This window comes from Bifidobacterium sp. UBA6881 (genome assembly GCA_002451435.1).
Classification (GTDB): Bacteria; Actinomycetota; Actinomycetes; order Actinomycetales; family Bifidobacteriaceae; genus Bifidobacterium.
Window position 1 is genome coordinate 1 of record DKCF01000077.1, and the last position, 23,536, is coordinate 23,536.

Annotated in this window: 34 protein-coding genes; 33 read left to right on the plus strand and 1 reads right to left on the minus strand. The window is 60.5% G+C overall.

Features of this window, described 5'->3' with window-relative positions; translation table 11 throughout:
• Positions 1 to 199: 199 nt before the first annotated feature.
• From B3C64_RS05990 to B3C64_RS06000, 3 genes are all read left to right on the plus strand, one after another.
• Positions 200 to 1,204, plus strand: coding sequence for a zinc-dependent alcohol dehydrogenase family protein (locus B3C64_RS05990; protein ID WP_291534418.1), 1,005 nt, complete (start codon positions 200 to 202; stop codon positions 1,202 to 1,204).
• 1 nt (position 1,205) lies between these two features.
• Positions 1,206 to 2,567 (plus strand): MFS transporter, encoded by a 1,362-nt coding sequence (locus tag B3C64_RS05995; RefSeq protein WP_291534420.1) that lies wholly within the window; start codon positions 1,206 to 1,208, stop codon positions 2,565 to 2,567.
• A gap of 82 nt (positions 2,568 to 2,649) precedes the next feature.
• A complete protein-coding gene (locus B3C64_RS06000; protein ID WP_291534422.1) occupies positions 2,650 to 3,048 on the plus strand; it encodes a VOC family protein in 399 nt (132 codons plus the stop codon).
• A gap of 195 nt (positions 3,049 to 3,243) precedes the next feature.
• On the opposite strand, the gene B3C64_RS06005 is transcribed toward B3C64_RS06000, so the two are convergent.
• A complete protein-coding gene (locus B3C64_RS06005) occupies positions 3,244 to 4,323 on the minus strand; it encodes an ROK family transcriptional regulator (RefSeq protein WP_291534488.1) in 1,080 nt (359 codons plus the stop codon).
• Between the two features lie 546 nt (positions 4,324 to 4,869).
• Here B3C64_RS06005 and adhE point away from each other — a divergent pair.
• The 30 genes from adhE (at position 4,870) to B3C64_RS06155 (ending at position 23,489) form a co-directional block, all read left to right on the plus strand.
• The gene (gene adhE / locus B3C64_RS06010; RefSeq protein WP_291534424.1) at positions 4,870 to 7,602 is read left to right on the plus strand and encodes a bifunctional acetaldehyde-CoA/alcohol dehydrogenase; all 2,733 of its coding nucleotides are present in this window, start codon (positions 4,870 to 4,872) and stop codon (positions 7,600 to 7,602) included.
• Between the two features lie 423 nt (positions 7,603 to 8,025).
• Complete coding sequence (locus B3C64_RS06015) at positions 8,026 to 8,838, plus strand: YwiC-like family protein (RefSeq protein ID WP_291534426.1); 813 nt, start codon at positions 8,026 to 8,028, stop codon at positions 8,836 to 8,838.
• Positions 8,839 to 9,142: 304 nt separating this feature from the next.
• Positions 9,143 to 9,451 (plus strand): 30S ribosomal protein S10, encoded by a 309-nt coding sequence (gene rpsJ / locus B3C64_RS06020; protein WP_003808013.1) that lies wholly within the window; start codon positions 9,143 to 9,145, stop codon positions 9,449 to 9,451.
• A gap of 17 nt (positions 9,452 to 9,468) precedes the next feature.
• Positions 9,469 to 10,110, plus strand: a complete 642-nt coding sequence (gene rplC / locus B3C64_RS06025) for a 50S ribosomal protein L3 (protein WP_291534436.1) — start codon at positions 9,469 to 9,471, stop codon at positions 10,108 to 10,110.
• A gap of 6 nt (positions 10,111 to 10,116) precedes the next feature.
• Positions 10,117 to 10,782: a 50S ribosomal protein L4 gene (gene rplD, locus B3C64_RS06030; RefSeq protein WP_291534438.1), complete on the plus strand. Its 666-nt coding sequence runs from the start codon at positions 10,117 to 10,119 to the stop codon at positions 10,780 to 10,782.
• 5 nt (positions 10,783 to 10,787) lie between these two features.
• Positions 10,788 to 11,084 carry a 50S ribosomal protein L23 gene (gene rplW / locus B3C64_RS06035; protein ID WP_291534441.1) on the plus strand — a complete coding sequence of 99 codons (297 nt, stop codon included), beginning with the start codon at positions 10,788 to 10,790 and terminating at the stop codon, positions 11,082 to 11,084.
• A 36-nt stretch (positions 11,085 to 11,120) separates the two neighbouring features.
• Entirely contained in the window at positions 11,121 to 11,951 is an 831-nt protein-coding gene (gene rplB, locus B3C64_RS06040; protein WP_291534443.1) for a 50S ribosomal protein L2, read from the plus strand.
• 15 nt (positions 11,952 to 11,966) lie between these two features.
• On the plus strand, positions 11,967 to 12,245 hold the full coding sequence (gene rpsS, locus B3C64_RS06045) for a 30S ribosomal protein S19 (protein WP_003808025.1): 279 nt from the start codon (positions 11,967 to 11,969) through the stop codon (positions 12,243 to 12,245).
• A 16-nt stretch (positions 12,246 to 12,261) separates the two neighbouring features.
• Positions 12,262 to 12,621 (plus strand): 50S ribosomal protein L22, encoded by a 360-nt coding sequence (gene rplV, locus B3C64_RS06050; RefSeq protein ID WP_003808026.1) that lies wholly within the window; start codon positions 12,262 to 12,264, stop codon positions 12,619 to 12,621.
• 2 nt (positions 12,622 to 12,623) lie between these two features.
• Complete coding sequence (rpsC, locus tag B3C64_RS06055; protein ID WP_291534445.1) at positions 12,624 to 13,421, plus strand: 30S ribosomal protein S3; 798 nt, start codon at positions 12,624 to 12,626, stop codon at positions 13,419 to 13,421.
• An 8-nt stretch (positions 13,422 to 13,429) separates the two neighbouring features.
• The gene (gene rplP, locus B3C64_RS06060) at positions 13,430 to 13,849 is read left to right on the plus strand and encodes a 50S ribosomal protein L16 (RefSeq protein WP_291534446.1); all 420 of its coding nucleotides are present in this window, start codon (positions 13,430 to 13,432) and stop codon (positions 13,847 to 13,849) included.
• Complete coding sequence (gene rpmC, locus B3C64_RS06065; RefSeq protein ID WP_003808034.1) at positions 13,849 to 14,106, plus strand: 50S ribosomal protein L29; 258 nt, start codon at positions 13,849 to 13,851, stop codon at positions 14,104 to 14,106. Before rplP ends, rpmC begins: the two co-directional genes overlap by 1 nt.
• Positions 14,106 to 14,366 (plus strand): 30S ribosomal protein S17, encoded by a 261-nt coding sequence (rpsQ, locus tag B3C64_RS06070; protein WP_291534448.1) that lies wholly within the window; start codon positions 14,106 to 14,108, stop codon positions 14,364 to 14,366. The genes rpmC and rpsQ overlap by 1 nt, the downstream gene beginning before the upstream one ends.
• 91 nt (positions 14,367 to 14,457) lie before the next feature.
• Entirely contained in the window at positions 14,458 to 14,826 is a 369-nt protein-coding gene (gene rplN, locus B3C64_RS06075) for a 50S ribosomal protein L14 (protein WP_003808038.1), read from the plus strand.
• Between the two features lies 1 nt (position 14,827).
• A complete protein-coding gene (rplX, locus tag B3C64_RS06080) occupies positions 14,828 to 15,163 on the plus strand; it encodes a 50S ribosomal protein L24 (protein ID WP_291534450.1) in 336 nt (111 codons plus the stop codon).
• Positions 15,160 to 15,732, plus strand: a complete 573-nt coding sequence (gene rplE / locus B3C64_RS06085) for a 50S ribosomal protein L5 (RefSeq protein ID WP_003835992.1) — start codon at positions 15,160 to 15,162, stop codon at positions 15,730 to 15,732. The genes rplX and rplE overlap by 4 nt, the downstream gene beginning before the upstream one ends.
• Position 15,733: 1 nt before the next feature.
• Positions 15,734 to 15,919 carry a type Z 30S ribosomal protein S14 gene (locus tag B3C64_RS06090; protein WP_003808046.1) on the plus strand — a complete coding sequence of 62 codons (186 nt, stop codon included), beginning with the start codon at positions 15,734 to 15,736 and terminating at the stop codon, positions 15,917 to 15,919.
• Positions 15,920 to 16,003: 84 nt separating this feature from the next.
• A complete protein-coding gene (gene rpsH, locus B3C64_RS06095) occupies positions 16,004 to 16,402 on the plus strand; it encodes a 30S ribosomal protein S8 (RefSeq protein ID WP_291534454.1) in 399 nt (132 codons plus the stop codon).
• 17 nt (positions 16,403 to 16,419) lie between these two features.
• Positions 16,420 to 16,959: a 50S ribosomal protein L6 gene (rplF, locus tag B3C64_RS06100; protein ID WP_291534456.1), complete on the plus strand. Its 540-nt coding sequence runs from the start codon at positions 16,420 to 16,422 to the stop codon at positions 16,957 to 16,959.
• Positions 16,959 to 17,330: a 50S ribosomal protein L18 gene (gene rplR, locus B3C64_RS06105; RefSeq protein WP_291534458.1), complete on the plus strand. Its 372-nt coding sequence runs from the start codon at positions 16,959 to 16,961 to the stop codon at positions 17,328 to 17,330. The genes rplF and rplR overlap by 1 nt, the downstream gene beginning before the upstream one ends.
• Entirely contained in the window at positions 17,327 to 18,052 is a 726-nt protein-coding gene (rpsE, locus tag B3C64_RS06110) for a 30S ribosomal protein S5 (protein ID WP_291534459.1), read from the plus strand. The genes rplR and rpsE overlap by 4 nt, the downstream gene beginning before the upstream one ends.
• Positions 18,049 to 18,234, plus strand: coding sequence for a 50S ribosomal protein L30 (gene rpmD / locus B3C64_RS06115; protein ID WP_291534460.1), 186 nt, complete (start codon positions 18,049 to 18,051; stop codon positions 18,232 to 18,234). Before rpsE ends, rpmD begins: the two co-directional genes overlap by 4 nt.
• Positions 18,235 to 18,236: 2 nt before the next feature.
• Entirely contained in the window at positions 18,237 to 18,683 is a 447-nt protein-coding gene (gene rplO / locus B3C64_RS06120; protein ID WP_291534461.1) for a 50S ribosomal protein L15, read from the plus strand.
• Positions 18,684 to 18,911: 228 nt separating this feature from the next.
• The gene (secY, locus tag B3C64_RS06125; protein ID WP_291534462.1) at positions 18,912 to 20,249 is read left to right on the plus strand and encodes a preprotein translocase subunit SecY; all 1,338 of its coding nucleotides are present in this window, start codon (positions 18,912 to 18,914) and stop codon (positions 20,247 to 20,249) included.
• A 112-nt stretch (positions 20,250 to 20,361) separates the two neighbouring features.
• On the plus strand, positions 20,362 to 20,922 hold the full coding sequence (locus B3C64_RS06130; protein ID WP_291534463.1) for an adenylate kinase: 561 nt from the start codon (positions 20,362 to 20,364) through the stop codon (positions 20,920 to 20,922).
• Positions 20,923 to 21,058: 136 nt separating this feature from the next.
• Positions 21,059 to 21,277, plus strand: a complete 219-nt coding sequence (infA, locus tag B3C64_RS06135; RefSeq protein ID WP_003808114.1) for a translation initiation factor IF-1 — start codon at positions 21,059 to 21,061, stop codon at positions 21,275 to 21,277.
• 23 nt (positions 21,278 to 21,300) lie between these two features.
• A complete protein-coding gene (rpmJ, locus tag B3C64_RS06140) occupies positions 21,301 to 21,414 on the plus strand; it encodes a 50S ribosomal protein L36 (RefSeq protein ID WP_003814578.1) in 114 nt (37 codons plus the stop codon).
• Positions 21,415 to 21,547: 133 nt separating this feature from the next.
• Positions 21,548 to 21,925 (plus strand): 30S ribosomal protein S13, encoded by a 378-nt coding sequence (rpsM, locus tag B3C64_RS06145; RefSeq protein WP_003808138.1) that lies wholly within the window; start codon positions 21,548 to 21,550, stop codon positions 21,923 to 21,925.
• A gap of 86 nt (positions 21,926 to 22,011) precedes the next feature.
• Entirely contained in the window at positions 22,012 to 22,410 is a 399-nt protein-coding gene (gene rpsK / locus B3C64_RS06150; RefSeq protein WP_003808141.1) for a 30S ribosomal protein S11, read from the plus strand.
• An 80-nt stretch (positions 22,411 to 22,490) separates the two neighbouring features.
• On the plus strand, positions 22,491 to 23,489 hold the full coding sequence (locus B3C64_RS06155) for a DNA-directed RNA polymerase subunit alpha (RefSeq protein ID WP_291534478.1): 999 nt from the start codon (positions 22,491 to 22,493) through the stop codon (positions 23,487 to 23,489).
• Positions 23,490 to 23,536 lie beyond the last annotated feature (47 nt).

Consider the following 23,536-nt stretch of genomic DNA (forward strand, 5'->3'; position numbering starts at 1 on the left):
CGTTGTGTGTCAAACCTTTGACGAATGGGTGGTTGCGCTGTGGTCGAATGGTTTTCTTCCTTTGGTGGTTTCTTGACGACACGCTTTGTAAACCACTTTATAAAAATCGATTTGCAAAACATTTTAAAAAAGTGTATCGTTGACGATTGTCGGGCAGAACGAGCTGCCGAAGATCTTTCACAGCGGAAAGGAAATCATCATGAAGGCATTGGTATTGACCGGAGTCAAGGAATTCGCGATCCAGGAACTGCCGACCCCGCAAATCGCGGATGACGAGGTGCTGATCGACACCGCGTACGCGGGCGTCTGCGGCACGGACCACGATCTGTATGCGGGCCGTCCCGGCTCCGCGTCCGCGGTGCCGCCGATCGTGCTCGGCCATGAGAACTCCGGCATCGTCGCCGCGGTCGGCGCGCAGGTCACCAACGTCAGGCCGGGCGACCGCGTCGCCGTCGATCCCAACATCTATTGCGGCCAGTGCGAGTACTGCCTGACCCAGCGCCCCGAACTGTGCGACCATCTGAGCGCGGTCGGCGTGACCCGTGACGGTGGACTTGCCGAACAGTTCACGGCACCGGCAAGCGTGGTCTACAAGCTGCCCGACAACGTTTCCCTGCGCGATGCGGCGGCCATCGAACCGGTGTCCTGCGCGGTGCACGGCCTGGATCTGCTCAAACTGCGTCCGTACCAGAAGGCCCTGGTCATCGGAGACGGCTTCATGGGCCAGATCTTCGCCCAGCTGCTGCAGGCCTATGGCGTGCATCAGGTCGATCTCGCCGGCATCTTCGACGAGAAGCTGAACCGCAACAAGGAGTTGTTCGGCGTGGCCGAAACGTACAACACCACCCGCGAGCAGATTCCCGTGGACTCCTATGACGTCATCGTCGAGGCGGTCGGGCTGCCCACGACCCAGGCGCAGGCGGTCGCGGCGGCCAAGAAGGGCGCACAGGTGCTGATGTTCGGCGTCGGACCTCAGGAAGCGCACTTCGAGATGAACACCTACGACATCTACAAGAAGCAGCTCACCATCCAAGGCTCCTTCATCAATCCGCTGACCTTCCGCGACGCCATCTCTCTGGTGTCCTCCGGCAAGATGAACATCGGAGGGCTCATCAGCCATGAACTCAAGCTGGAGCAGGTCCAGGACTTCCTCGACGGCAAGATCTCTGGCGTGTCCAAGGCCGTGGTCAAGGTCGGTGCCTGACATGATCCGCCTGATTGAGCGTCTGGGCGTTCCAAGAACGCTGATGCTGGGGTTCCTTGCCGTCGCCATCTTCATGACCGGCGACGGCTTCGAGCTCACCTTCCTCTCCAAATTCATGGTCGATCAGGGTTTCACGTCGTCCCAGGCGTCACTGCTGGTCACCGTGTACGGTCTGTTCGCGGCGTTCGGCGGATGGTCGGCCGGCGTGCTTGCGGAGATGTTCGGCGCGCGCAAGGTCATGATGTTCGGCGCGTGCTGGTGGATCGGCATCCATCTGCTGTTCCTCGGCGTGGCGATTCCGAGTCATATCTACCCGTTGATTCTGGGACTGTATGCCGTTCGCGGCATCGGGTATCCGCTGTTCATCTACAGTTTCGTCGTATTGATGGCGCAGTACATCTCGCCGTCGCGTCTGGCTTCCGCGACGGGCTTCTTCTGGACCTGCTTCTCTTTGGGAATCGGCGTGTTCGGCGCGTATCTGCCGAGTTTCATCATGCCGGTCGTCGGCGAATACAGGACCTTCTGGTTCGCATTGCCGTTCTCCGTCGTCGGCACCGTCATGTGCTTCTTCTTCGTGCCGAAGAACAAAGTCGTCAAAGGCGAGGGGCTGAACCGCAAGGAGCAGCTGAGGGAGCTGGGCGAAGGCGCCACCATCCTGGTCACCAACCGCAAGATCCTCATCTGCGCCATCATCCGCATCATCAACAATCTGCTGCTGTACGGGTTTCCGGTCATCATGCCGCTGTACCTATGCACGTCGAGCAATGGCGGCATCAACATCTTCAAAACCGAGGAATGGATGCGCATCTGGGGCTTCGTGTTCGTGGTCACGCTGATCTTCAACACCTTCTGGGGTTGGTTCATGGACCGTTTCGGCTGGGTGTGGCCGATGCGCTGGTTCGGATGCGCGGTACTCGCCGTCGGATCGGTCGCCTTCTACTACATTCCGCGTTGGTTCGGCGCGAACACGCTGATGATGATCATCGCCGCGATCATCGTGGGCATCGGCACCTGCGCCTTCTCGTCGTTGCCGACCATCATGACGTTGTATGCCGGTGAAGGCAAGCAGGGCGCGGCGTTGTCGGCCTACAATCTCGCGGCCGGACTGACGACTTTCGCTGGCCCCGGCATCGCGACGATACTGCTGCCGACCATCGGTTATGAAGGCGTGTGTTGGACCTACGCCGCGCTGTACGTGCTGGCGTTCGTGCTCACATTGTTCATCCGGCCGAAGCAGCCCGGATTCGACAGCCATGGTCATCGAATCGCTTCGACGGAAAAGGACGGTACGGCGTCCTATGCCGCGCGCCAAGCCGAACCAAAGGTGACGATCGCCGTGAAATCGGCGGAAACGGTGCGATGACGCCATTCTCCGCTGCTCGCAACGTCATCTGAAAAACATATGGACAACCTCTCAACCCATTCGCATGCAAAGGAGCATTGACATGAGCAAACCCATGACCGCATTCACCACCGATTTCCAGCATTCCGGCATGATCGCCAGGGATCTGGACGAGACCATCGAGTTCTACACCGAGAAGCTCGGCTTCGAGGTGGCGGGCATCTTCCATAACGGTGGGAACCGCTGCGCGTTCCTGCGCTACGGCCATCTGACCATCGAGACCTGGGAGGGTGATCCCGCGCCGCTGACCACCGGCGCGATCAACCATTGGGCGTTCGACACTCCCGACATCGAAGCGGCATTCGAGAACGCCAAGGAGCTTGGACTGGATTTCAAGGACACGGAGATCCAGCGCATCGACAGTTTCTGGGATCATGGCATCCGCTACTTCAACGTGTATGGCCCCAATCGGGAGACCATCGAATTCTGCCAGATCGTCTGAGTCGATTTGACATCACGCCGACGGTGGTCGTCCGCGTCGCGCACCGATTGTGCGATGCGGACGACCACCGTTTTGCATAGCGGCGCAGAGCGGCTTATGCGTTGAATTCCATGACGGTATGCATCGAAGTCGCGGCATCCGCGTATTGCCGATGCGATTTCATGGGTGCCGTCCCCGTACGTTCCATAGGTGTTGTCATGCGCAGATGCCATGCACATACGGTTCGATGAACCGCAACGCCGCGCCGATGGCGTCCTGATGCTCAAGCGCCATGCCCTTGCGCAGGGTGAAATCCGCCGCGCCGAATGGACTGCGCTCGATGACGCGCTGCCGCAGACTCGCGATGTCGTCGTCATCAAGGTATTGCGCGGCCTCCCCGCTGATGATCACATCGCCGGCCAGCACCGAGCGGATGTTCGCCACCGCAAGGGCCACATAATCCAGCCATTGGCCGAAACGCTCGCGATGCCCCCGTTCGCCCTGCTCGAGCACCGAGAAGAATCCGGGCAGGCTTTCCCCATCCTCCATCAGGGTCTCGGGGGAGCAATAGGTATCCATGCAGCCATGCTGTCCGCAATAGCATTGGCGTCCGTCCGGTATCAGTGTCATATGCTCGATCGCGCCGTTGCACTGGTTCGGACCTTGGTACAGCTTGCCGTTGACGATGACCGCGCCGCCGGGACGGCGCTCGAGGTACACGCAGACGGCGTCCGTCAGGTGATGGTCGAACCACAGCTCGGCCATGGCCGACGCGTCGGAATCGTGGATCATCAGCGCCGGGTATTCGAGCCCGTGGCTGATCTGTCCCAAGGTGAGTCCCGTGTTGCCCATGATCTTGCCGAACGTGATCGATTGGCCGTCCGCCGAGACGATGCCCTGCACGCAGAACGCCACGCCGAGTACGACGCTGCCTTGTCTGGAAAGCTCTTTGGCGAATTCGTTGATGATGCCGTTGACGTGCTGGTAATAAGCTTCATTGTTGCGATAGGGGAGTGTGCGCTGACGCGTCGCGATGGGGGTGCCGTTCATATCGACGGCGACCGCGACGACCTGCGTCGAGCGCATGCGCACGCCGATGGCCACATGGGACTGCGCCGCGAACTCATAGATCTGCGCCTTGCGCCCGCCGGTGGATTCCTGCATCCGGCCTTTCCGGATGAGTCCGTCTGCTTCCAATGTCCGCAGATTCTGTGTGATGGTGGGCAGGCTCAGCCCCAATTCGTGTTCGAACATCTGCTTGGTGGCCGAGCCATGGCCGTAGATGAATGCCGTCATGGCTTTGCGGTTGGCCTCTTTGACTGATATCGGCGTTTGCGGTCTCACTGGTGGCGTCCTTCCTCGGATTCTCTTTTCTAAGAGTACTTCATAAAAGCGTTTTTCAATACTTGGCTGTGGTGGTTTCGTCAATGCGCCGTGATGTCGCCGTGGCCCCGTTTCGCCACGACGCTTTCATCGGTTTCTTGCAAAGATATGAAAAAGTGCTTTGTAAAAGAACGATATATGCAATAACTTCTAGAAAATAGTTTTATAAAACTTTTGAATCGAGAATAAGGAAAGTGTGTGTTTTTGTTGAGGAAAAACAACAAAATCGCTCAAATGGTCGATTTAAACCGTGTTTAGTACCATAAAAAAATACATATCGAACAAAAAAAGAACAGAATATAACACTTCAATCGCGACACGGGAGATTGGAAATCGGTGTTGCGTATTCACTAAAGTGTGTCCTAGGTCACAAAGACTGACACATCGTCCATCCGGATCGATGGATGGAATAACTGAAGAACCGCTTTGCAAACCCCAAAGAATCGAGGAGGACTTCAAGTGGCAGACGCAAAGAAGAAGGAAGAGCCGACCAAGCCGACTCCGGAGGAAAAGCTCGCCGCGGCCGAGGCGGAGGTCGATGCGCTGGTCCAGAACGGACTGAAGGCTCTTGACGAATTCGAGAAGCTCGATCAGAAGCAGGTCGACCACATCGTGGCCAAGGCTTCCGTCGCGGCCCTGAACAAGCATCTGGTGCTCGCCAAGATGGCTGTCGAGGAGACCGGCCGTGGTCTGGTCGAAGACAAGGCCACCAAGAACATCTTCGCCTGCGAGCACGTCACGAATTATCTGGCCGGCCAGAAGACCGTCGGCATCATCCGCGAGGACGACGTTCTGGGCATCGACGAGATCGCCGAACCGGTCGGCGTCGTCGCCGGCGTGACCCCGGTCACCAACCCGACCTCCACGGCCATCTTCAAGTCGCTGATCGCCCTGAAGACCCGTTGCCCGATCATCTTCGGCTTCCACCCGGGCGCGCAGAACTGTTCCGTCGCGGCCGCCAAGATCGTGCGTGACGCGGCCATCGAGGCCGGCGCCCCGGAGAACTGCATCCAGTGGATCGAACACCCGTCCATCGAGGCCACCGGCGCGCTGATGAAGCACGACGGCGTCGCCACCATCCTCGCCACCGGCGGTCCGGGCATGGTCAAGGCCGCGTATTCCTCCGGCAAGCCGGCCCTCGGCGTCGGCGCCGGCAACGCCCCGGCATACGTCGACAAGAACGTCGATGTCGTGCGTGCGGCCAACGACCTGATCCTGTCCAAGCACTTCGACTACGGCATGATCTGCGCCACCGAGCAGGCCATCATCGCCGACAAGGCGATCTACGCCCCGCTGGTCAAGGAGCTCAAGCGTCGCAAGGCGTACTTCGTGAACGACGAAGAGAAGGCCAAGTTGGAGCAGTACATGTTCGGCTGCACCGCTTACTCCGGCCAGACCCCGAAGCTCAACTCCGTGGTGCCGGGCAAGTCCCCGCAGTACATCGCCAAGGCCGCGGGCTTTGAGATCCCCGCGGACGCCACCATCCTCGCCGCCGAGTGCAAGGAGGTCGGCGAGAACGAGCCGCTGACCATGGAGAAGCTCGCTCCGGTGCAGGCCGTGCTGAAGTCCGACAACAAGGAGCAGGGCTTCGAGATGTGCGAGGCCATGCTCAAGCACGGCGCCGGCCACACCGCGGCCATCCACACCAACGACCAGGCCCTGGTGCGCGAATACGGCCAGCGCATGCACGCATGCCGCATCATCTGGAACTCCCCGAGCTCCCTCGGCGGCGTGGGCGACATCTACAACGCCATCGCCCCGTCCCTGACGCTGGGCTGCGGTTCCTACGGCGGCAACTCCGTGTCCGGCAACGTCCAGGCGGTCAATCTTCTCAACATCAAGCGCATCGCTCGGAGGAACAACAACATGCAGTGGTTCAAGATTCCGGCCAAGACCTACTTCGAGCCGAACGCCATCAAGTACCTGCGCGACATGTACGGCATCGAAAGGGCCGTCATCGTGTGCGACAAGGTCATGGAGCAGCTCGGCGTGGTCGACAAGATCATCGACCAGCTGCGCGCGCGTTCCAACCGCGTGACCTTCCGCATCATCGACTACGTCGAGCCGGAGCCGAGCGTCGAGACCGTCGAGCGCGGCGCCGCCATGATGCGCGACGAGTTCGAGCCGGACACCATCATCGCCGTCGGCGGTGGCTCCCCGATGGACGCGTCCAAGATCATGTGGCTGCTGTACGAGCACCCGGAGATCTCCTTCTCCGATGTGCGCGAGAAGTTCTTCGACATCCGCAAGCGCGCGTTCAAGATTCCGCCGCTGGGCAAGAAGGCCAAGCTCGTGTGCATTCCGACCTCTTCCGGCACCGGTTCCGAGGTCACGCCGTTCGCGGTGATCACCGACCACAAGACCGGCTACAAGTACCCGATCACCGATTACGCGCTGACCCCGTCCGTCGCCATCGTCGATCCGGTGCTCGCCCGCACCCAGCCGCGCAAGCTGGCCTCCGACGCCGGTTTCGACGCGCTGACCCACGCCTTCGAGGCCTATGTGTCCGTCTACGCCAACGACTTCACCGACGGCATGGCGCTGCACGCGGCCAAGCTGATTTGGGACAACCTCGCCGAATCCGTCAACGGCGAGCCGGGCGAGGAGAAGACCCGCGCCCAGGAGAAGATGCACAACGCCGCCACCATGGCCGGCATGGCATTCGGCTCCGCGTTCCTCGGCATGTGCCACGGCATGGCCCACACCATCGGCGCGCTGTGCCACGTGGCCCACGGCCGCACCAACTCCATCCTGCTGCCGTATGTGATCCGTTACAACGGCTCCATTCCTGAGGAACCGACCAGCTGGCCGAAGTACAACAAGTACATCGCTCCGGAGCGCTACCAGGAGATCGCCAAGAACCTTGGCGTCAACCCGGGCAAGACCCCGGCCGAGGGCGTCGAGAATCTGGCCAAGGCCGTCGAGGACTACCGCGACAACAAGCTCGGCATGAACAAGAGCTTCAAGGAATGCGGCGTCGATGAGGACTACTACTGGTCCATCATCGATCAGATCGGCATGCGTGCCTACGAGGACCAGTGCGCGCCGGCGAACCCGCGTATCCCGCAGATCGAGGACATGAAGGACATCGCCATCGCGGCCTACTACGGCGTCAGCCAGGAGGAAGGCCACAAGCTGCGTGTGCAGCGTCAGGGCGAGGCCGCCACGGAGGAAGCTTCCGAGCGCGTCTGATCTTTCCCTAAGGACGTGGGCGTTCCCTGCATGAGCCTTCCTTATATATAAGGAAATATGCAGGGAAATGTTCGCGTTCCCGGAAATGGAATCGCATACGATTCCGCGAATTGTTTGAACCGCACCCGATCGTCGGACTGAAGACATTCAGATTCGATGATCGCAGGTGCGGTTCTTTGTCGTCCGCGGGGGCGGAGACGCCATGGCCGCGGATTTCGGCATGAGGCGCCGAATCCATTGAAATTGAAGAAGGGCGTCTGGGCTCGTCGGTCTGACATATCGGCATTGCCGTCGCGATCCCAATGATCCGCGAAAGGCATGCGTCGCGCCATGTCTTGCGCATGCCGTCCGTCGCATCGCGCGGAATCAGCCTTTGGCATGGAGGGATGGAAATCGCGGCGTTGTTCCTGTAGCGTGGACGAAATGGCATCAACTTCGAATCCGCAGGCATGGAGAACGAATCTTCGTATATGGTCGCGCAGATGGTTTCCCCATCAACCCGGCGCATTGGTCATGGCCATGTCGCCGGCGCTGGCCGGGGCGGTGACATCGTGGTGGGAACAGGGACGGTCGGCCGCATCCTGGTGGTTGGTGGTTTGCTGGCTGTTGTGCTACTGCGTGCAGTTCTCCGCGGCCCGATGGATGAAATCGCATGGTGCGCGGCGATGGCTGACGCAACCGGTGGCGTATTGCGTCGTGTTGTGCGTGGTCGGACTGCCGTTCGTTCTCATGCATCCGGACATATTGGTTTGGGCGCCGGCCATGGCATTGCTGGCCGCGGTGTCGTTCATCGCGGCATGGCGGCGCGAGGAGCGCTCGTTGTGGGCTAATGCGGCTGCGGTGTGCGCGTCGTGCCTGATGGCTGCGCTCACGTTCCATTATGGCTGCGCCGGCGCGGCCGATGATATTCCGGGCATGAGCGGAAAAGGACTGCTGCTGAGCTGCGCATTCGGCATGGTGCAGTTCGGATCCGTGCTGTTCGTCAAGACCATGATTCGCGAGCGGGGGAGCAAACGGTATCTTGCCGCGTCTTGGGCGTGGCATGTGGGCGCGTTGCTCCTCGCGGCGTTCGAAGGCAATGCGGCATTGGTGGCCCTCGGCGCGGCGCTGCTGTCCCGCGCGGTGGCCGTGCCTATCGTCTCGATGCGCCATACGGTCAGGCCGTTGCACACGGGACTTGTCGAATTCGCCGCAAGCATGCTGACCTTCGTGCTGATCGTTGTCGCGGCAATCTGAATCGGCGGCGTGCGGTGGGTCGTTCGCGCGTCGGAATGGCGAATCACAGCAGCGACACGCCCGAAATCCCTAAGGCTACCCCTGATGCTTAAATAAAGAAGTTGCCTGATTTTAGGGCTCGCAAATTGGAATTAAAAAAGCGAGCGCGGCACAGTGGATCACGCAAGTGAGAGACTGCATGGCTGCGCACTGATGTGGTATGGCCACGGGGTCGTCAAGACTCCGGGGGTCTTCTGCGCCGGTGCCCTTTGAGAAGCAGGCTGGTAAACAGTAACTAACGAATCGCTAGAAAGGGCGGAAGGCAATGGCGGGACAGAAAATCCGCATCAGGCTTAAGTCCTATGACCATGAGGTCATCGACCAATCGGCGAAGAAGATCGTCGAAACGGTGACGAACGCGGGCGCAACTGTGGTTGGCCCGGTTCCGCTCCCGACCGAGAAGAACGTGTTCGTCGTTATCCGTTCTCCTCACAAGTACAAGGATTCTCGCGAGCATTTCGAGATGCGCACTCATAAGCGTCTCATCGACATTGTGGACCCGACCCCGAAGGCCGTGGACTCCCTCATGCACATTGATCTGCCCGCAGATGTGAACATCGAGATCAAGCTGTAAGGGAGGAGGGAACCATTATGTCTAATCGCACTGCACTGCTGGGTAAGAAGCTCGGCATGTCTCAGGTCTGGGACGAGAACGGTTTCTTCGTTCCCGTGACCCTCGTTGACGTCTCCACCAACGTGGTGACCGCCGTCAAGTCCGAGGAATCCGACGGTTACAAGGCCGTCCAGCTTGGCTACGGCCAGATTGATCCGACCAAGGTGACCAAGCCGCTCGCCGGCCACTTCGCCAAGGCCGGCGTCACTCCGCGTCGTCACCTCGCCGAAGTTCGCACTGATAACGCCGAAGAGTTCGAGCCGGGTCAGGAGCTGACCGCAGAGCTGTTCCCGGAGGGCACCCTGGTCGACGTGACCGGTACCACCAAGGGCAAGGGCTTTGCCGGCACCATCAAGCGTTGGGGCTTCAAGTCCTACCGTCGTACCCACGGCTCTCACAAGAACGAGCGTCGTCCTGGCTCTGTTGGCGCATGCGCCACCCCGAGCCGCATCCTCAAGGGCAAGCGTATGGCCGGCCGCATGGGTCATGTGACCAACACCACGCTCAACCTCACCATCGTTTCGTCGGATGTTGAGAACGGCGTGCTCGCCATCAAGGGCGCCATCCCGGGCCCGAAGGGCAGCATCGTTCTCGTCCGTTCGGCAGTGAAGGGAGCCTGATAAATCATGGCAAACGTTACTCTGAACGTCACCGATAACCAGGGCAAGGCCACTGGTACCGTCGAAGCTCCGGCTTCCATCTTCGGCTTCTCCGCCGAAGAGGTCCAGTCCCGCATCCCGCTGATCCACCAGGTCGTCGTGGCTCAGCTCGCCGCAGCCCGTCAGGGCACCCACGCCACCAAGACCCGTGGCATGGTCTCCGGCGGCGGCCGCAAGCCGTGGAAGCAGAAGGGCACCGGTCGTGCTCGTCAGGGCTCCATCCGCGCACCGCAGTGGTACCACGGCGGCACCGTGTTCGGTCCGCAGCCGCGCGACTACTCCCAGCGCACCCCGAAGAAGATGAAGGCCGCTGCTCTGAAGTACGTGCTTTCCGATCGCGCCAACGCCGGTCGCGTGGCGGTCGTGGACTTCGGCGTTTCCGAAGCCCCGTCCACCAAGGCCGCTGTTGCCGCTCTTACCCCGGTGACCGAGAACAAGTTCACCACCGTGGTGCTCTCTCGCGAGAATGTGAACGAATGGCTGTCCGTTCGTAACATCCCGACCGTTCACCCGATCTTCGCCGATCAGCTCAACACGTACGACGTGGTCACCGCTCAGTACGTGGTCTTCTCCAAGGAAGGCTTCGACGCTTTCCTCGCCGCGAAGGCTGAGCCGGCTGCAAAGGAGGCCTGATTTTCATGGTCGCTATTCACAAGCCCGCACACGACGTCATCCTCAAGCCTGTCGTTTCTGAAAAGAGCTACGCTCTGTCCGATCGCGGTCAGTACACCTTCGTGGTGGCCCCGAACGCGAACAAGGTTCAGATCAAGCAGGCAATCGAAGAGATCTTCAATGTCAAGGTGACGAACGTCAACACCCTCAACCGCGCAGGCAAGCGCCAGCGCACCCGCAACGGTTTCGGCCAGCGCGTCAACCAGAAGCGCGCCATCGTGACCGTCGCCGAGGGCCAGACGATCGACATCTTCGGTAACTGAAGGCTAGCCGAGAAAAGTTAAAGGAAGAACTAGATTATGGCTATCCGCGTTTATAAGCCGACGACTGCAGGCCGCCGTAACGCGTCCGTCTCGGATTTCTCCGAGCTCACGCGCTCCACGCCTGAGAAGTCGCTGGTTCGCAAGCTCAGCAAGACTGGCGGTCGTAACTCTTACGGCCGTATGACTTCCCGCCACCGCGGCGGCGGTCACAAGCGCCAGTACCGTCTCATCGACTTCAAGCGTTGGGACAAGGACGGCGTTCCGGCCAAGGTCGCTCACATCGAGTACGACCCGAACCGTTCCGCCCGCATCGCGCTGCTGCACTACGCAGACGGTGAGAAGCGCTACATCATCGCTCCGGAAGGCATCAAGCAGGGCGACGTCATCGAGACCGGCGCCCAGGCCGACATCAAGCCGGGCAACAACCTGCCGCTGCGCAACATCCCGACCGGTACCGTCGTGCACGCCATCGAGCTCCGTCCGCTGGGCGGCGCCAAGATCGCGCGTTCCGCAGGTGCCGCCGTGCAGCTCGTCGCCAAGGATGGTGCTTACGCTCAGCTGCGTATGCCGTCCGGCGAAATCCGCAACGTGGACGCTCGCTGCCGCGCTACCGTCGGTGAGGTCGGCAACTCCGATCACGCCAACATCCAGCTCGGCAAGGCCGGCCGCGCACGTTGGCTGGGCAAGCGCCCGATCACCCGTGGTGAGTCCATGAACCCTGTCGATCACCCGCACGGCGGTCGTACCCGCGGTGGCAAGCCGCCGGTTTCTCCGTGGGGCAAGGGCGAGGTTCGTACCCGCCGTCCGAAGAAGGCTTCGAACAAGATGATTGTTCGTCGTCGCCCGAATGGTAAGAACCGTAAGTAAGGGAGTGTCGAGTAGATGACTCGTAGCATCAAGAAGGGCCCCTTCGTCGACGCCCACCTGCAGAAGAAAGTCGACGAGCAGAACGAGAAGGGCACGCACAACGTCATCAAGACGTGGTCCCGCCGTTCGATGATCACCCCTGATTTCATCGGACACACCTTCGCCGTTCACGATGGCCGCAAGCATGTTCCGGTGTTCGTCACCGAATCCATGGTTGGCCACAAGCTCGGTGAGTTCGCCCCGACCAAGACCTTCAAGGGTCATGTGAAGGACGACAAGAAGGCACGCCGCTAAAGGAGAGTAAGGACACATGGAAGCTAAAGCAATCGCTCGTCACGTCCGCGTGACGCCGCGCAAGGCTCGCCGTATGGTCGACCTCATCCGCGGCAAGAAGGCGACCGAAGCCATCACCATTCTGAAGTTCGCTCCGCAGGACGCATCCCTTCCGGTGCGCAAGGTCCTGGAGAGCGCCATCGCGAATGCTCGTGTGAAGGCCGACAAGGCCGGCGAGCCGTTCCGCGAGAACGACCTGGTCGTGAAGGAGACCTATGTGGACGAAGGCGTGACGCTCAAGCGTTTCCGCGCTCGTGCACAGGGCCGCGCCGCTCGTATCAACAAGCGTACGAGCCACATCACGGTCGTCGTCGCTAACAAGGAAGGAAACCGCTAAAGATGGGTCAGAAGATCAATCCGTTTGGCTACCGCCTGGGAATCACTGAGAACCATCGTTCCAAGTGGTTCTCCGATTCCAACAAGGCCGGCGAACGCTACCGCGACTTCGTCCTCGAAGACGACAAGATCCGCAAGGCCATGAGCAAGGACCTCGAGCGTGCGGGCGTGTCCCGTATCGTCATCGAGCGCACCCGCGACCGCGTTCGTGTGGACATCCACACCGCCCGTCCGGGCATCGTGATCGGCCGCCGTGGCGCCGAAGCAGAGCGCGTTCGCGCCAAGCTCGAGAAGCTCACCGGCAAGCAGGTCCAGCTCAACATCTTCGAAGTGAAGAACGCCGCACTGGACGCCCAGCTCGTCGCCCAGGGCATCGCTGAGCAGCTGACCAACCGCGTGACCTTCCGTCGCGCGATGCGTAAGGCCCAGCAGGATGCCATGCGCGCAGGCGCCAAGGGTATCCGTATCAAGCTCTCCGGTCGTCTTGGTGGCGCCGAAATGAGCCGTTCCGAGTTCTACCGCGAGGGTCGCGTTCCGCTGCAGACCCTGCGCGCCCTCATCGATTACGGCTTCTTCGAGGCCAGGACCACTTACGGCCGCATCGGCGTGAAGGTCTGGATCTACAAGGGCGACATGACCGAGCGTGAGTTCGAAGAGCAGCAGGCACAGCAGAGCAACAACCGTCAGGGCCGTCGCGGCAACCGTCGTCCGCGTCGCGACCGCAACGGTGCTCAGCAGAACGCCGCGGCGAAGGCTCCGGCCGCCGCTGAGGCTCCTGCCGCAACGGAAACGAAGGAGTGAGCTGAGAAATGCTTATCCCAAAGAGAACCAAGTATCGTAAGCAGCACCGTCCGGTCCGCCGTGGCATGTCCAAGGGCGGCAACGAGATCGCATTCGGCGACTACGGCATTCAGGCCCTGGCGCCGGCTTATGTGACCAACCGTCAGATCGAGGCCGCTCGTATCGCCATGACCCGCTACATCAAGCGTGGTGGCCGCGTGTGGATCACGATCTTCCCGGATCGTCCGCTGACCAAGAAGCCGCTGGGCACCCGAATGGGTTCCGGTAAGGGTACTCCGGAATTCTGGATCGCCAACGTCCACCCGGGTCGCGTTATGTTCGAGATCGGTGGCGTGTCCGAGGATGTCGCTCGCGAGGCTCTGCGCCGCGCAATCGACAAGCTCCCTATGAAGTGCCGTGTTATTGCTCGTGAAGGCGGTGACATCTGATGGCAGTCGGAACTGCAGACTACACCATGAAGAATCTGAACGAGAAGACCAACGAGGAGATTGAGGGCTTCCTCAAGAAGTCCAAGGAAGAGCTGTTCAACCTGCGCTTCCAGTCCGCGACCGGTCAGCTCGAAAACACCGCCCGCCTCAAGGCGGTCAAGCACGATATCGCCAGGATGTACACCATCCTGCGCGAACGTGAGCTCGGCATCAGCCAGGCCCCCGAGGCGACCGAAACGAAAGCTGAGGAGAAGTAATGGCTGAAGAGCGTAACTTCCGCAAGGTTCGTCGCGGTTACGTCGTGTCCGATAAGATGGACAAGACGATTTCCGTCGAGCTCGAGCAGCGTTCGACCCACCCGCTGTACGGCAAGGTCGTTCGTTCTACTCGTACGGTCAAGGTCCATGATGAACACAACGACGCCCACATTGGCGACCTCGTGAGTATTATGGAGACTCGGCCCCTGAGCAAGACCAAGCGTTGGCGTCTCGATACCATTATCGAGCGCGCTAAGTAAATAAGTTCGGCAAGGCTCCGTGAGTCACCCCGCCTGCTTCTCGCAGGCAGGCGGGGTGCTTGGGGAGAACCAGCTCGGCTAAGGAGAATCAATGATTCAGCAGGAAACGCGGCTTCATGTCGCCGACAACACGGGTGCGAAGGAACTCCTCGCCATCCGAGTGCTCGGCGGATCGAAGCGACGCTATGCCGGCATCGGTGACGTGATCGTCGCCTCCGTCAAGGACGCCATCCCTGGCGGGTCGGTCAAGAAGGGCGACGTCGTCAAGGCCGTCGTCGTCCGCACTGTCAAGGAGCACCGTCGTGTTGATGGCTCCTACATCAAGTTCGACGAGAACGCCGCCGTCATTCTCGGCTCCGGCCGTGAACCGAAGGGCACTCGTATTTTCGGACCGGTCGGTCGTGAACTGCGCGACAAGCGCTTCATGAAGATCGTGTCCCTCGCCCCGGAGGTGATCTGACATGGCAGCCAAGATCAAGAGCGGCGACCTGGTCAAGGTCATCCGCGGCAAGGACCGCGGCAAGGAAGGCACCGTCAAGCAGGTGCTGAAGAACGATCGCCTGATCGTTGAGGGCGTGCAGATCGTCAAGAAGCACGTGCGCGCCACTCAGCAGGGCCAGCAGGCCGGCATCGTGTCCGTCGAGGCTCCGATCCATCGCTCCAACGTGATGGTCATCGATCCGGAGACCAAGCAGCCGACCCGCGTGCGCATCGTCGAAAAGGAAGAGGCTCGCGACGGCAAGGTGAAGACCGTGCGCGTCCGTGTTGCCAAGAAGTCCGGAAAGGAGCTGGCATGACCGATACCACTGTCGAAGCGCCGGCAACTCCGCGCTTGAAGCAGAAGTACAACGAGCAGATCGTGCCGGAACTGGAGAAGGAATTCCACTACTCCAACCCGATGCAGGTCGCTCGTGTCCAGAAGGTCGTCGTCTCCATGGGCGTCGGTGCCGCTGCTCGCGACTCCAAGCTCATCGAAGGCGCCGTCAAGGACCTCACCCTGATTACCGGCCAGAAGCCGAAGATCACCAAGGCCAAGAAGTCCGTCGCGCAGTTCCACCTGCGTGAAGGCCAGGCCATCGGCGCCTACGTCACCCTGCGTGGCGAGCGCATGTGGGAGTTCCTGGACCGCCTGCTGACCATGGCTCTGCCGCGTATCCGCGATTTCCGCGGCATCAACGGCAACCAGTTCGATGGTCAGGGCAACTACAACTTTGGCCTCACCGAGCAGTCCATGTTCCACGAGATCGATCCGGATTCGATCGATCACCAGCGTGGTATGGACATCACCGTGGTGACCAGCACCAAGGACGACAAGGAAGCTCGCGTGCTCCTGAAGCACCTCGGCTTCCCCTTCAAGGAGAACTGATATGGCAAAAACCGCTCTTAAGAACAAGGCGGCCGCTAAGCCGAAGTTCAAGGTGCGCGCTTACACGCGTTGCCAGGTCTGCGGTCGTCCCCACTCCGTCTACCGCAAGTTCGGCCTGTGCCGCATCTGCCTTCGCGAGAAGGCCCACCGCGGCGAACTGCCCGGCGTTACGAAGTCCAGTTGGTAAATATCGACGCTGAAGGTCCGCGGCCCGATCGCCATTAAGGCGTGAGGGCGGCGGAAACCATGGCGAGAAAGGGCGTTAGCCCAAATGACAATGACAGATCCGATCGCAGACATGCTTACGCGTCTGCGTAATGCGAGCGCGGCAAAGCACGAGACCGTGGATATGCCGTACTCCAAGTTCAAGAAGAACATCGCCGAGATTCTGAAGCGTGAAGGCTACATCAAGGACTTCACCGCCAAGGAAGCCAAGGTCGGCCAGACTCTTGAGGTCACCCTCAAGTACGGTCCGAACGGCGAACGTTCCATCCAGGGAATCAAGCGCATCTCCAAGCCGGGCCTGCGTCGTTACGCGAAGTCCGATGCTCTGCCGATGCCGCTCGGTGGCCTTGGTATCGCAATCATCTCGACTAGCTCGGGACTGCTGACCCAGAAGGAATGCCTCGACCGAGGCATCGGCGGCGAGATCGTCGCTTTCGTTTGGTGAGAAAGGAGAGCTGAAACATGGCATCGCATATTGGTAAGCTCCCCGTCACCATTCCTGCTGGCGTGGAAGTCAAGATTGACGGACAGTCCTTCAGCGCCAAGGGCGCCAAGGGCACCGATTCCTACGAGATTCCGGAAGGCATCACCGCCCAGGTCGAAGGCAACGAAATCGTCTTCACCCCGGCTGATGATCAGCGTCCGACCCGTGCGAAGCACGGTCTGGCCCGTTCCATCGTGGCCGGCATGGTCAAGGGCGTGCACGACGGTTACTCCAAGACCCTGGAGATCGTCGGCACCGGTTACCGCGCTCAGATGAAGGGCAAGGGCATCGAGTTCTCCCTCGGTTACTCCCACACCATCACCGTTGAGCCGCCGGCTGGCATCGAGTTCGAACTGCCGAACCCGAACCAGGTGATCGTCAAGGGTATCGACAAGCAAGCTGTCGGCCAGTGCGCCGCTAACATCCGCAAGCTCCGTGCTCCGGAACCGTACAAGGGCAAGGGCATCAAGTACGCGGATGAGCACATCCTGCGCAAGGCTGGAAAGGCTGGTAAGTAATGAGCGTCCAGATTTTCGGTAAGGGTAAGAAGGCCGCGCTCAAGCGCCGCCACGCTCGTCTGCGCAAGCGCATCAGCGGTACCCCGGAGCTTCCGCGTCTGGTGGTTACCCGTTCCAACCGTCACATGGTTGCCCAGATCGTCGACGACACCAAGGGCGTTACCTTGGTGAGCGAATCCACTCTGATGAGCGATTTCGCTGGTTTCGAGGGCACCAAGACCGAAGCCGCCAAGAAGGTCGGCGAACTGATTGCCAAGAAGGCTCAGGACGCAGGCATCACCGCGGTCGTGTTCGATCGTGGCGGCAACAAGTATCATGGCCGCGTCGCAGCTGTCGCTGAAGGCGCCCGCGAGGGAGGTCTGGCACTGTGAGCGACAACGAAAAGGAAACCCAAGTGGCTGAAGAAACTCAGAACACTCAGGCTGCCGCTGAGTCCAACAACGAGGACCGCAAGTCCCGTCGTGGCCAGCGTGGCGAGGGTCGTCGTGGCGAGCGTCGCAACCGCCGTGAGGAATCTCACGAGAACGAGATGCTCGACCGCGTGGTGACCATCAACCGCGTGTCCAAGACCCACAAGGGTGGTCGTACGTTCAGCTTCGCCGCCCTCGTGGTGGTCGGCGACGGCAAGGGCACCGTGGGCGTCGGTTACGGCAAGTCCCGCGAGGTTCCGGCCGCAATCGCCAAGGGCCAGCTGGATGCCAAGAAGCACATGTTCAGCGTTCCGCGCGTTCGCGGCACCGTCACCCACCCGGTGATCGGCCACGACGCAGCCGGCACCGTGCTGCTTCGCCCGGCTGCCCCGGGTACCGGTGTTATCGCCGGCGGCGCGGTCCGCGCCGTCATGGAATGCGCCGGCATCACCGACGTCCTGACCAAGTCGATGGGCTCCGCCACCGCCGTCAACGTGGTGCGCGCTACCGTCGACGCCCTCAAGAAGCTTGAGGAGCCGGAAGAGATCGCGGCCCGTCGCGGTCTGTCCCTCGAAGAGGTGGCTCCGGACGAGCTGCTGCGTGCTCGCGCCGCGGGCATCGCCGAAGCCCGCAAGGCCCGTGAAGAAGCACAGGCCAAGGCTGCCGAGAAGGACGGTGAGTGATGACTAACCTGAACATCAAGCTGCACCACGGTCTGGTGAACTCCACTCCGAAGCAGCGTGCTGCGGCTCAGACTCTGGGCCTGAACAAGATCGGCAAGACCGTGACTCGCGAGGACACCCCGGCCCTTCGTGGCCAGCTGCAGGTCCTGCGTCACCTGGTCACCGTTGAGGAGGCTGACTGATTATGGCAGACATTCTGCAGATGCATGACCTGAAGCCGGCTCCGGGTGCCAAGAAGGATCGCATTCGCGTTGGTCGTGGTGAAGGTTCCAAGGGTAAGACCTCGGGCCGTGGCGACAAGGGCACCAAGAAGCGCTACCAGGTTCGTCCGGGCTTCGAAGGTGGCCAGCTGCCGCTGTACATGCGCCTTCCGAAGCTCCGCGGCTTCAAGAACCCGTTCAAGAAGGAATTCCAGGTCGTCAACGTCGCTGCTCTCGCGGAACTGTTCCCGCAGGGCGGCGAGATCACCGTCGCCGATCTGGTCGCCAAGGGTGCCGTCCGTGACGGTTACCCGGTCAAGGTCCTGGGCGACGGCGAGACCACGGTTGCTTTCACCCTCAAGGGTGTCAAGGCTTCCGCTTCCGCCAAGGCCAAGATCGAAGCCGCTGGTGGCTCCATCTCCGAAGACTGATTTCGGAATGAGACTCAGCTAGGCTGAATTACTCATTGAGGCTTCTTCCACATCGTGGAAGAAGCCTCAATTGCTTATATGAGATTCGATGAAGAATCGGAAACAATTAGGAAAAACTCGCAAAAGTATGGGAAATACGCGCATTGGTAGGCAATGTGCGCTAGACTCGGGCGTTAGAGTCTGTTTGCATGGGTGCGCAGACGCGCACGTCGATGGAAGGAATCCTAGGTGAGGACGTTAATCCAGGCCTTGAAGACCAAGGAATTGAGGAACAAGATCCTCTTTACCTTTGGCATCATCATCATTTATCGTATCGGTTCGTTTATCCCGACTCCAGGCGTCGACTACACGGTCGTCCAGCAGTGCGTCGGAAAGATGAACAGCACCTCCGAGAACTTCATCGGTCTGGTGAACCTCTTCTCCGGCGGCGCCATGCTGCAGCTGTCGATTTTCGCGTTGGGCGTCATGCCGTACATCACCGCCTCCATCGTCATCCAGCTGCTGCGCGTGGTCATCCCTCGTTTCGAGGCGCTGCACAAGGAAGGGCAGTCCGGTGAGGCGAAGCTGACCCAGTACACGCGTTATCTGACCATCGGACTCGCGGTGCTGCAGTCCACCACCATTCTGGTGACCGCACGCTCCGGAGCCCTGTTCAACTACCAGTGCTCGCAGGTCGTGCCGGACGGTTCGGTGTGGAACCTCGTCGTCATGGTGCTCATCATGACCGGCGGTACCGGCCTGATCATGTGGATGGCCGAACTCATCACCGACAAGGGACTCGGCCAGGGCATGTCCATCCTGATCTTCATGTCCATCTGCTCGGGCTTCCTGCCGCAGCTGTGGGAGATCGGCTGGGGCACCAAGGGCACCGACGGCGACTGGGCCAAGTTCGCCGCGGTCGTCGGCGTGCTGCTCGTCATCATGATTCTCGTCATCTACGTCGAGCTGTCGCAGCGCCGCATCCCGGTGCAGTACACCCGTCGTATGATCGGACGCAAGATGTACGGCGGCTCGTCCACGTACCTGCCGCTGAAGATCAACATGAGCGGTGTCATCCCGCCGATTTTCGCGTCCTCCATTCTGGCGGTGCCGACACTGATCGCCCAGTTCGGCAATTCCGACCAGTCGTGGGTCAAGTGGATCAATTCGAACCTCGCCAACACCACCTCCGTGTGGTACATCGCGCTGTACGCGCTCATGATCGTGTTCTTCTGCTTCTTCTACACGGAGATCACCTTCAATCCGGACGAGACCGCCGACAACATGAAGCAGTACGGCGGATTCATCCCGGGCATCCGCGCGGGCAACGCGACCAGCCGCTACCTGAGCTACGTGATGAACCGTCTGAACACGGTGGGTGCCGTGTACCTGCTGTTCGTGGCGCTTATCCCGACCGTGCTCATCATGGCGCTGAACCTCAACACCAAGCTGCCGTTCGGCGGCACCACCATCCTGATCATCGCGGGCGTCGGACTCGACACCCTGCGTCAGGCCAAGGCCCAGACCGAGCAGTTCCAGTACGCTGGCTTCCTGTTCGAGGGCACCGACCACAAGGAAGGCAAGTAAAAGCCTGGCCATATGGCACCGTCCTCGTCGCGGGGGCGGTGCCATATGGCCGTTTACAGTAACCAAAGAGTATCCGAGACTCCGCAAGGAGCATGACGAAACGGAGAACAACATGCGACTGCTGATCATGGGCCCGCAAGGCGTCGGCAAAGGAACCCAGGCCGCTTTGCTGAGCAAGCATTACGGTATTCCGGCGATCTCCACCGGCGATATCTTCCGCTACAACATCAAGAACAAGACCGAGCTCGGCGTCGAAGCGCTCACGTACATCAACAAGGGCGAGCTGGTCCCCGACGAACTGACCAACAAGATCGTCAAGGATCGTCTGGCCATGGACGACGCCAAGAACGGTTGGATCCTCGACGGCTACCCGCGCAACGCCTCCCAGGTCGAGGCCCTGGACGCCATCCTCAAGGATCTCGGCACCCCGCTCGACGCGGTGGTCGCGCTCGACGCCGACCACGACGTGCTGATGGAACGCATGAAGAAGCGCGCCGAAATCGAGGGCCGTTCCGACGACACCCCGGAAGCCATTGCCAAGCGTCTTGACGTCTATGCCAAGGAAACCGCTCCGCTGCTGTCCATCTACAAGGACCGCGGCCTGCTCAAGACGTTCGACGGCGTCGGCGCGGTGGACGAGATCCAGGCCACCATCGTGGCGGAGCTCGGCTGAATCCATTAGCATAAAACACACGAAAACGGGAATTACGACACGCCGAGCATGTCGTAATTCCCGTTTTCGTGTATTCTTGCAAGTTGGTGTGTCTTCGGGCACACTATAGTAATCGCCAAGGAACGGAACGAGGCTCATGGCTAAAGACGGTGTGATTGAAGTCGAAGGACAGGTAGTGGAAGCACTGCCGAACGCGATGTTTCGTGTCGAACTCGAGAACAAGCATATCGTGCTGGCAACCATCTCGGGCAAGATGAGGAAGAACTACATCCGCATTCTGCCGCAGGATCGCGTTGTGCTGGAAATGAGCCCATACGATCTGAACCGCGGCCGCATTACGTACCGTTACAAGTAAAGGTACACAAGCAAAGGAAAACCATGAAGGTCAGCCCTAGTGTGAAGAGGATCTGCGAGAACTGCCGCGTGATCCGTCGTCACGGCCGCGTCATGGTGATCTGCACTAACCCGCGCCACAAGCAGCGTCAGGGCTGAGCAGATCCAAGCGGCATAACAGTACAGGCGCTGAGTCACAGCTCGCCACGGCGAGATGAACCCCGGGTTCGCAGGCCCGGGCCGGGAAACCGGACGACTCGGTGCAAGACCTGCGGAAACAGAAGGAATCGCAATGGCACGTCTTGCCGGAGTCGACATCCCCAATGAGAAGCGCATCGAGATCGCCCTCACCTACATCTTTGGTGTTGGTCGTACTCGTGCCAAGGAAACGCTTGCCGCGACCGGTATCAACCCGGACATTCGCGTCAAGGATCTGACGGATGAGCAGCTGATCACGCTGCGTGACTACCTCGAGGGTAACTACAAGATCGAGGGTGATCTGCGTCGTGAGATCGATGCGGATATCCGCCGTAAGATTCAGATCAACTGCTACCAAGGCCAGCGTCACCGTAAGGGACTTCCTGTGCGCGGTCAGCGCACCAAGACCAATGCACGTACCCGCAAGGGTCCGAAGCGCACGGTCGCCGGAAAGAAGAAGGCCACCAAGTAATCGGTGGCTGTTAGCCCAGGCCACGAGATGATCGCATCTCATCGTCTGGGCATCAAAGCAAATTCGTTATTAGGAAACGAGGGTCAATGGCAGCTCAAAAGCAAGCCGCGCGCAAGCCGCGTCGCCGCGACCGCAAGTCGGTCCCGGTTGGGCAGGCGCACATCAAGTCCACTTTCAACAACACCATCATCTCGATCACCGACCCGTCCGGCGCAGTTGTGTCCTGGGCGTCCGGTGGCGATGTCGGCTTCAAGGGCTCCCGCAAGTCCACGCCGTACGCCGCTGGCATGGCCGCCGAGTCCGCAGCCCGCAAGGCTATGGAACACGGTCTGAAGAAGGTCGACGTGTTCGTGAAGGGCCCGGGTTCCGGTCGTGAAACCGCCATCCGCTCCCTGCAGTCCGCAGGCCTCGAGGTCGGTTCCATCACCGACGTCACCCCGCAGGCACACAACGGCGTTCGTCCTCCGAAGCGCCGTCGCGTCTGAGCACTAGAAGAAATCATCGATCCAAAGCCGCTTATGGCCGGTGAGTGCACCACCGGCCTGAAGCTGAAAGGATAACCACAGTGCTTATCGCACAGCGTCCGACACTTACCGAGGAATCTCTCAACCCTCAGCGTTCCCGCTTCACCATCGAGCCTCTTGAGCCTGGTTTCGGCTACACGCTTGGCAACTCGCTGCGTCGTACCCTCTTGAGCTCCATCCCTGGAGCGGCTGTGACTTCGGTGCGCATCTCCGGTGTCCCGCACGAGTTCACCACTCTGCCGGGCGTTGAAGAGGACGTTACCGAGATCCTGCTGAACATCAAGGGCATCGTGCTCACCAGCGAATACGATGAGCCGGTTGTCATGTATCTGCGCAAGAGCGGCAAGGGCGAGGCCACCGCGGGTGATATCACCCCGCCGGCCGGCGTCACCATCGCCAACCCGGACAAGCATATCGCCAACCTCGCGGAAGACGGCGAGCTCGAGATCGAGTTCACCGTCGAGCGTGGCCGCGGTTATGTGCCAGCCCAGATGAACAAGCAGGACAATGCCGAGATTGGCCGCATTCCGGTCGACTCGATCTACTCCCCGGTGCTCAAGGTGAGCTATCGTGTGGAAGCCACCCGCGTGGAACAGCGCACTGACTTCGACAAGCTCATCCTGGACGTGGAGACCAAGCCGGCAATCTCCCCGCGCGATGCCGTCGCATCCGCAGGTTCCACTCTGGTGGAGCTCTTCGGCCTGTGCCGTGAGCTCAACACCCAGGCGGAAGGCGTCGAGGTCGGCCCTGCCCCGGTGGCAGAGGAGACCAACCCGGAGATGGCCGTTCCGATCGAGGACCTCAACCTCACCCAGCGCAGCTACAACTGCCTGAAGCGCGAGGGCATCCACACGATCGGCGAATTGGTCAACCACACCGAGCAGGATCTGCTCGACATCCGTAATTTCGGTATGAAGTCCATCGACGAAGTCAAGGAAAAGCTCCAGTCCCTCGGTCTGGCGCTCAAGGCTTCCCCGCTTGGCAACTTCGATACCAACAACCTCGAAGGTGGCACGTTCTTCTCGCCTGAAGACGAGTGATCCGCCGCTTTTGACATAACCGCTTCGTCGGGTTCGGACGTTCGGGC

Excerpts from the sequence above, each read along its gene's own strand:
- B3C64_RS05990 (WP_291534418.1), top strand. The coding sequence starts at position 200 with ATGAAGGCATTGGTATTGACCGGAGTCAAGGAATTCGCGATCCAGGAA.
- B3C64_RS05995 (WP_291534420.1), top strand. The coding sequence starts at position 1,206 with ATGATCCGCCTGATTGAGCGTCTGGGCGTTCCAAGAACGCTGATGCTG.
- B3C64_RS06000 (WP_291534422.1), top strand. The coding sequence starts at position 2,650 with ATGAGCAAACCCATGACCGCATTCACCACCGATTTCCAGCATTCCGGC.
- B3C64_RS06005 (WP_291534488.1), bottom strand. The coding sequence starts at position 4,323 with ATGACGGCATTCATCTACGGCCATGGCTCGGCCACCAAGCAGATGTTC.
- B3C64_RS06015 (WP_291534426.1), top strand. The coding sequence starts at position 8,026 with ATGGCATCAACTTCGAATCCGCAGGCATGGAGAACGAATCTTCGTATA.
- rpsJ (WP_003808013.1), top strand. The coding sequence starts at position 9,143 with ATGGCGGGACAGAAAATCCGCATCAGGCTTAAGTCCTATGACCATGAG.
- rplC (WP_291534436.1), top strand. The coding sequence starts at position 9,469 with ATGTCTAATCGCACTGCACTGCTGGGTAAGAAGCTCGGCATGTCTCAG.
- rplD (WP_291534438.1), top strand. The coding sequence starts at position 10,117 with ATGGCAAACGTTACTCTGAACGTCACCGATAACCAGGGCAAGGCCACT.
- rplW (WP_291534441.1), top strand. The coding sequence starts at position 10,788 with ATGGTCGCTATTCACAAGCCCGCACACGACGTCATCCTCAAGCCTGTC.
- rplB (WP_291534443.1), top strand. The coding sequence starts at position 11,121 with ATGGCTATCCGCGTTTATAAGCCGACGACTGCAGGCCGCCGTAACGCG.
- rpsS (WP_003808025.1), top strand. The coding sequence starts at position 11,967 with ATGACTCGTAGCATCAAGAAGGGCCCCTTCGTCGACGCCCACCTGCAG.
- rplV (WP_003808026.1), top strand. The coding sequence starts at position 12,262 with ATGGAAGCTAAAGCAATCGCTCGTCACGTCCGCGTGACGCCGCGCAAG.
- rpsC (WP_291534445.1), top strand. The coding sequence starts at position 12,624 with ATGGGTCAGAAGATCAATCCGTTTGGCTACCGCCTGGGAATCACTGAG.
- rplP (WP_291534446.1), top strand. The coding sequence starts at position 13,430 with ATGCTTATCCCAAAGAGAACCAAGTATCGTAAGCAGCACCGTCCGGTC.
- rpmC (WP_003808034.1), top strand. The coding sequence starts at position 13,849 with ATGGCAGTCGGAACTGCAGACTACACCATGAAGAATCTGAACGAGAAG.
- rpsQ (WP_291534448.1), top strand. The coding sequence starts at position 14,106 with ATGGCTGAAGAGCGTAACTTCCGCAAGGTTCGTCGCGGTTACGTCGTG.
- rplN (WP_003808038.1), top strand. The coding sequence starts at position 14,458 with ATGATTCAGCAGGAAACGCGGCTTCATGTCGCCGACAACACGGGTGCG.
- rplX (WP_291534450.1), top strand. The coding sequence starts at position 14,828 with ATGGCAGCCAAGATCAAGAGCGGCGACCTGGTCAAGGTCATCCGCGGC.
- rplE (WP_003835992.1), top strand. The coding sequence starts at position 15,160 with ATGACCGATACCACTGTCGAAGCGCCGGCAACTCCGCGCTTGAAGCAG.
- B3C64_RS06090 (WP_003808046.1), top strand. The coding sequence starts at position 15,734 with ATGGCAAAAACCGCTCTTAAGAACAAGGCGGCCGCTAAGCCGAAGTTC.
- rpsH (WP_291534454.1), top strand. The coding sequence starts at position 16,004 with ATGACAATGACAGATCCGATCGCAGACATGCTTACGCGTCTGCGTAAT.
- rplF (WP_291534456.1), top strand. The coding sequence starts at position 16,420 with ATGGCATCGCATATTGGTAAGCTCCCCGTCACCATTCCTGCTGGCGTG.
- rplR (WP_291534458.1), top strand. The coding sequence starts at position 16,959 with ATGAGCGTCCAGATTTTCGGTAAGGGTAAGAAGGCCGCGCTCAAGCGC.
- rplO (WP_291534461.1), top strand. The coding sequence starts at position 18,237 with ATGGCAGACATTCTGCAGATGCATGACCTGAAGCCGGCTCCGGGTGCC.
- B3C64_RS06130 (WP_291534463.1), top strand. The coding sequence starts at position 20,362 with ATGCGACTGCTGATCATGGGCCCGCAAGGCGTCGGCAAAGGAACCCAG.
- infA (WP_003808114.1), top strand. The coding sequence starts at position 21,059 with ATGGCTAAAGACGGTGTGATTGAAGTCGAAGGACAGGTAGTGGAAGCA.
- rpmJ (WP_003814578.1), top strand. The coding sequence starts at position 21,301 with ATGAAGGTCAGCCCTAGTGTGAAGAGGATCTGCGAGAACTGCCGCGTG.
- rpsM (WP_003808138.1), top strand. The coding sequence starts at position 21,548 with ATGGCACGTCTTGCCGGAGTCGACATCCCCAATGAGAAGCGCATCGAG.
- rpsK (WP_003808141.1), top strand. The coding sequence starts at position 22,012 with ATGGCAGCTCAAAAGCAAGCCGCGCGCAAGCCGCGTCGCCGCGACCGC.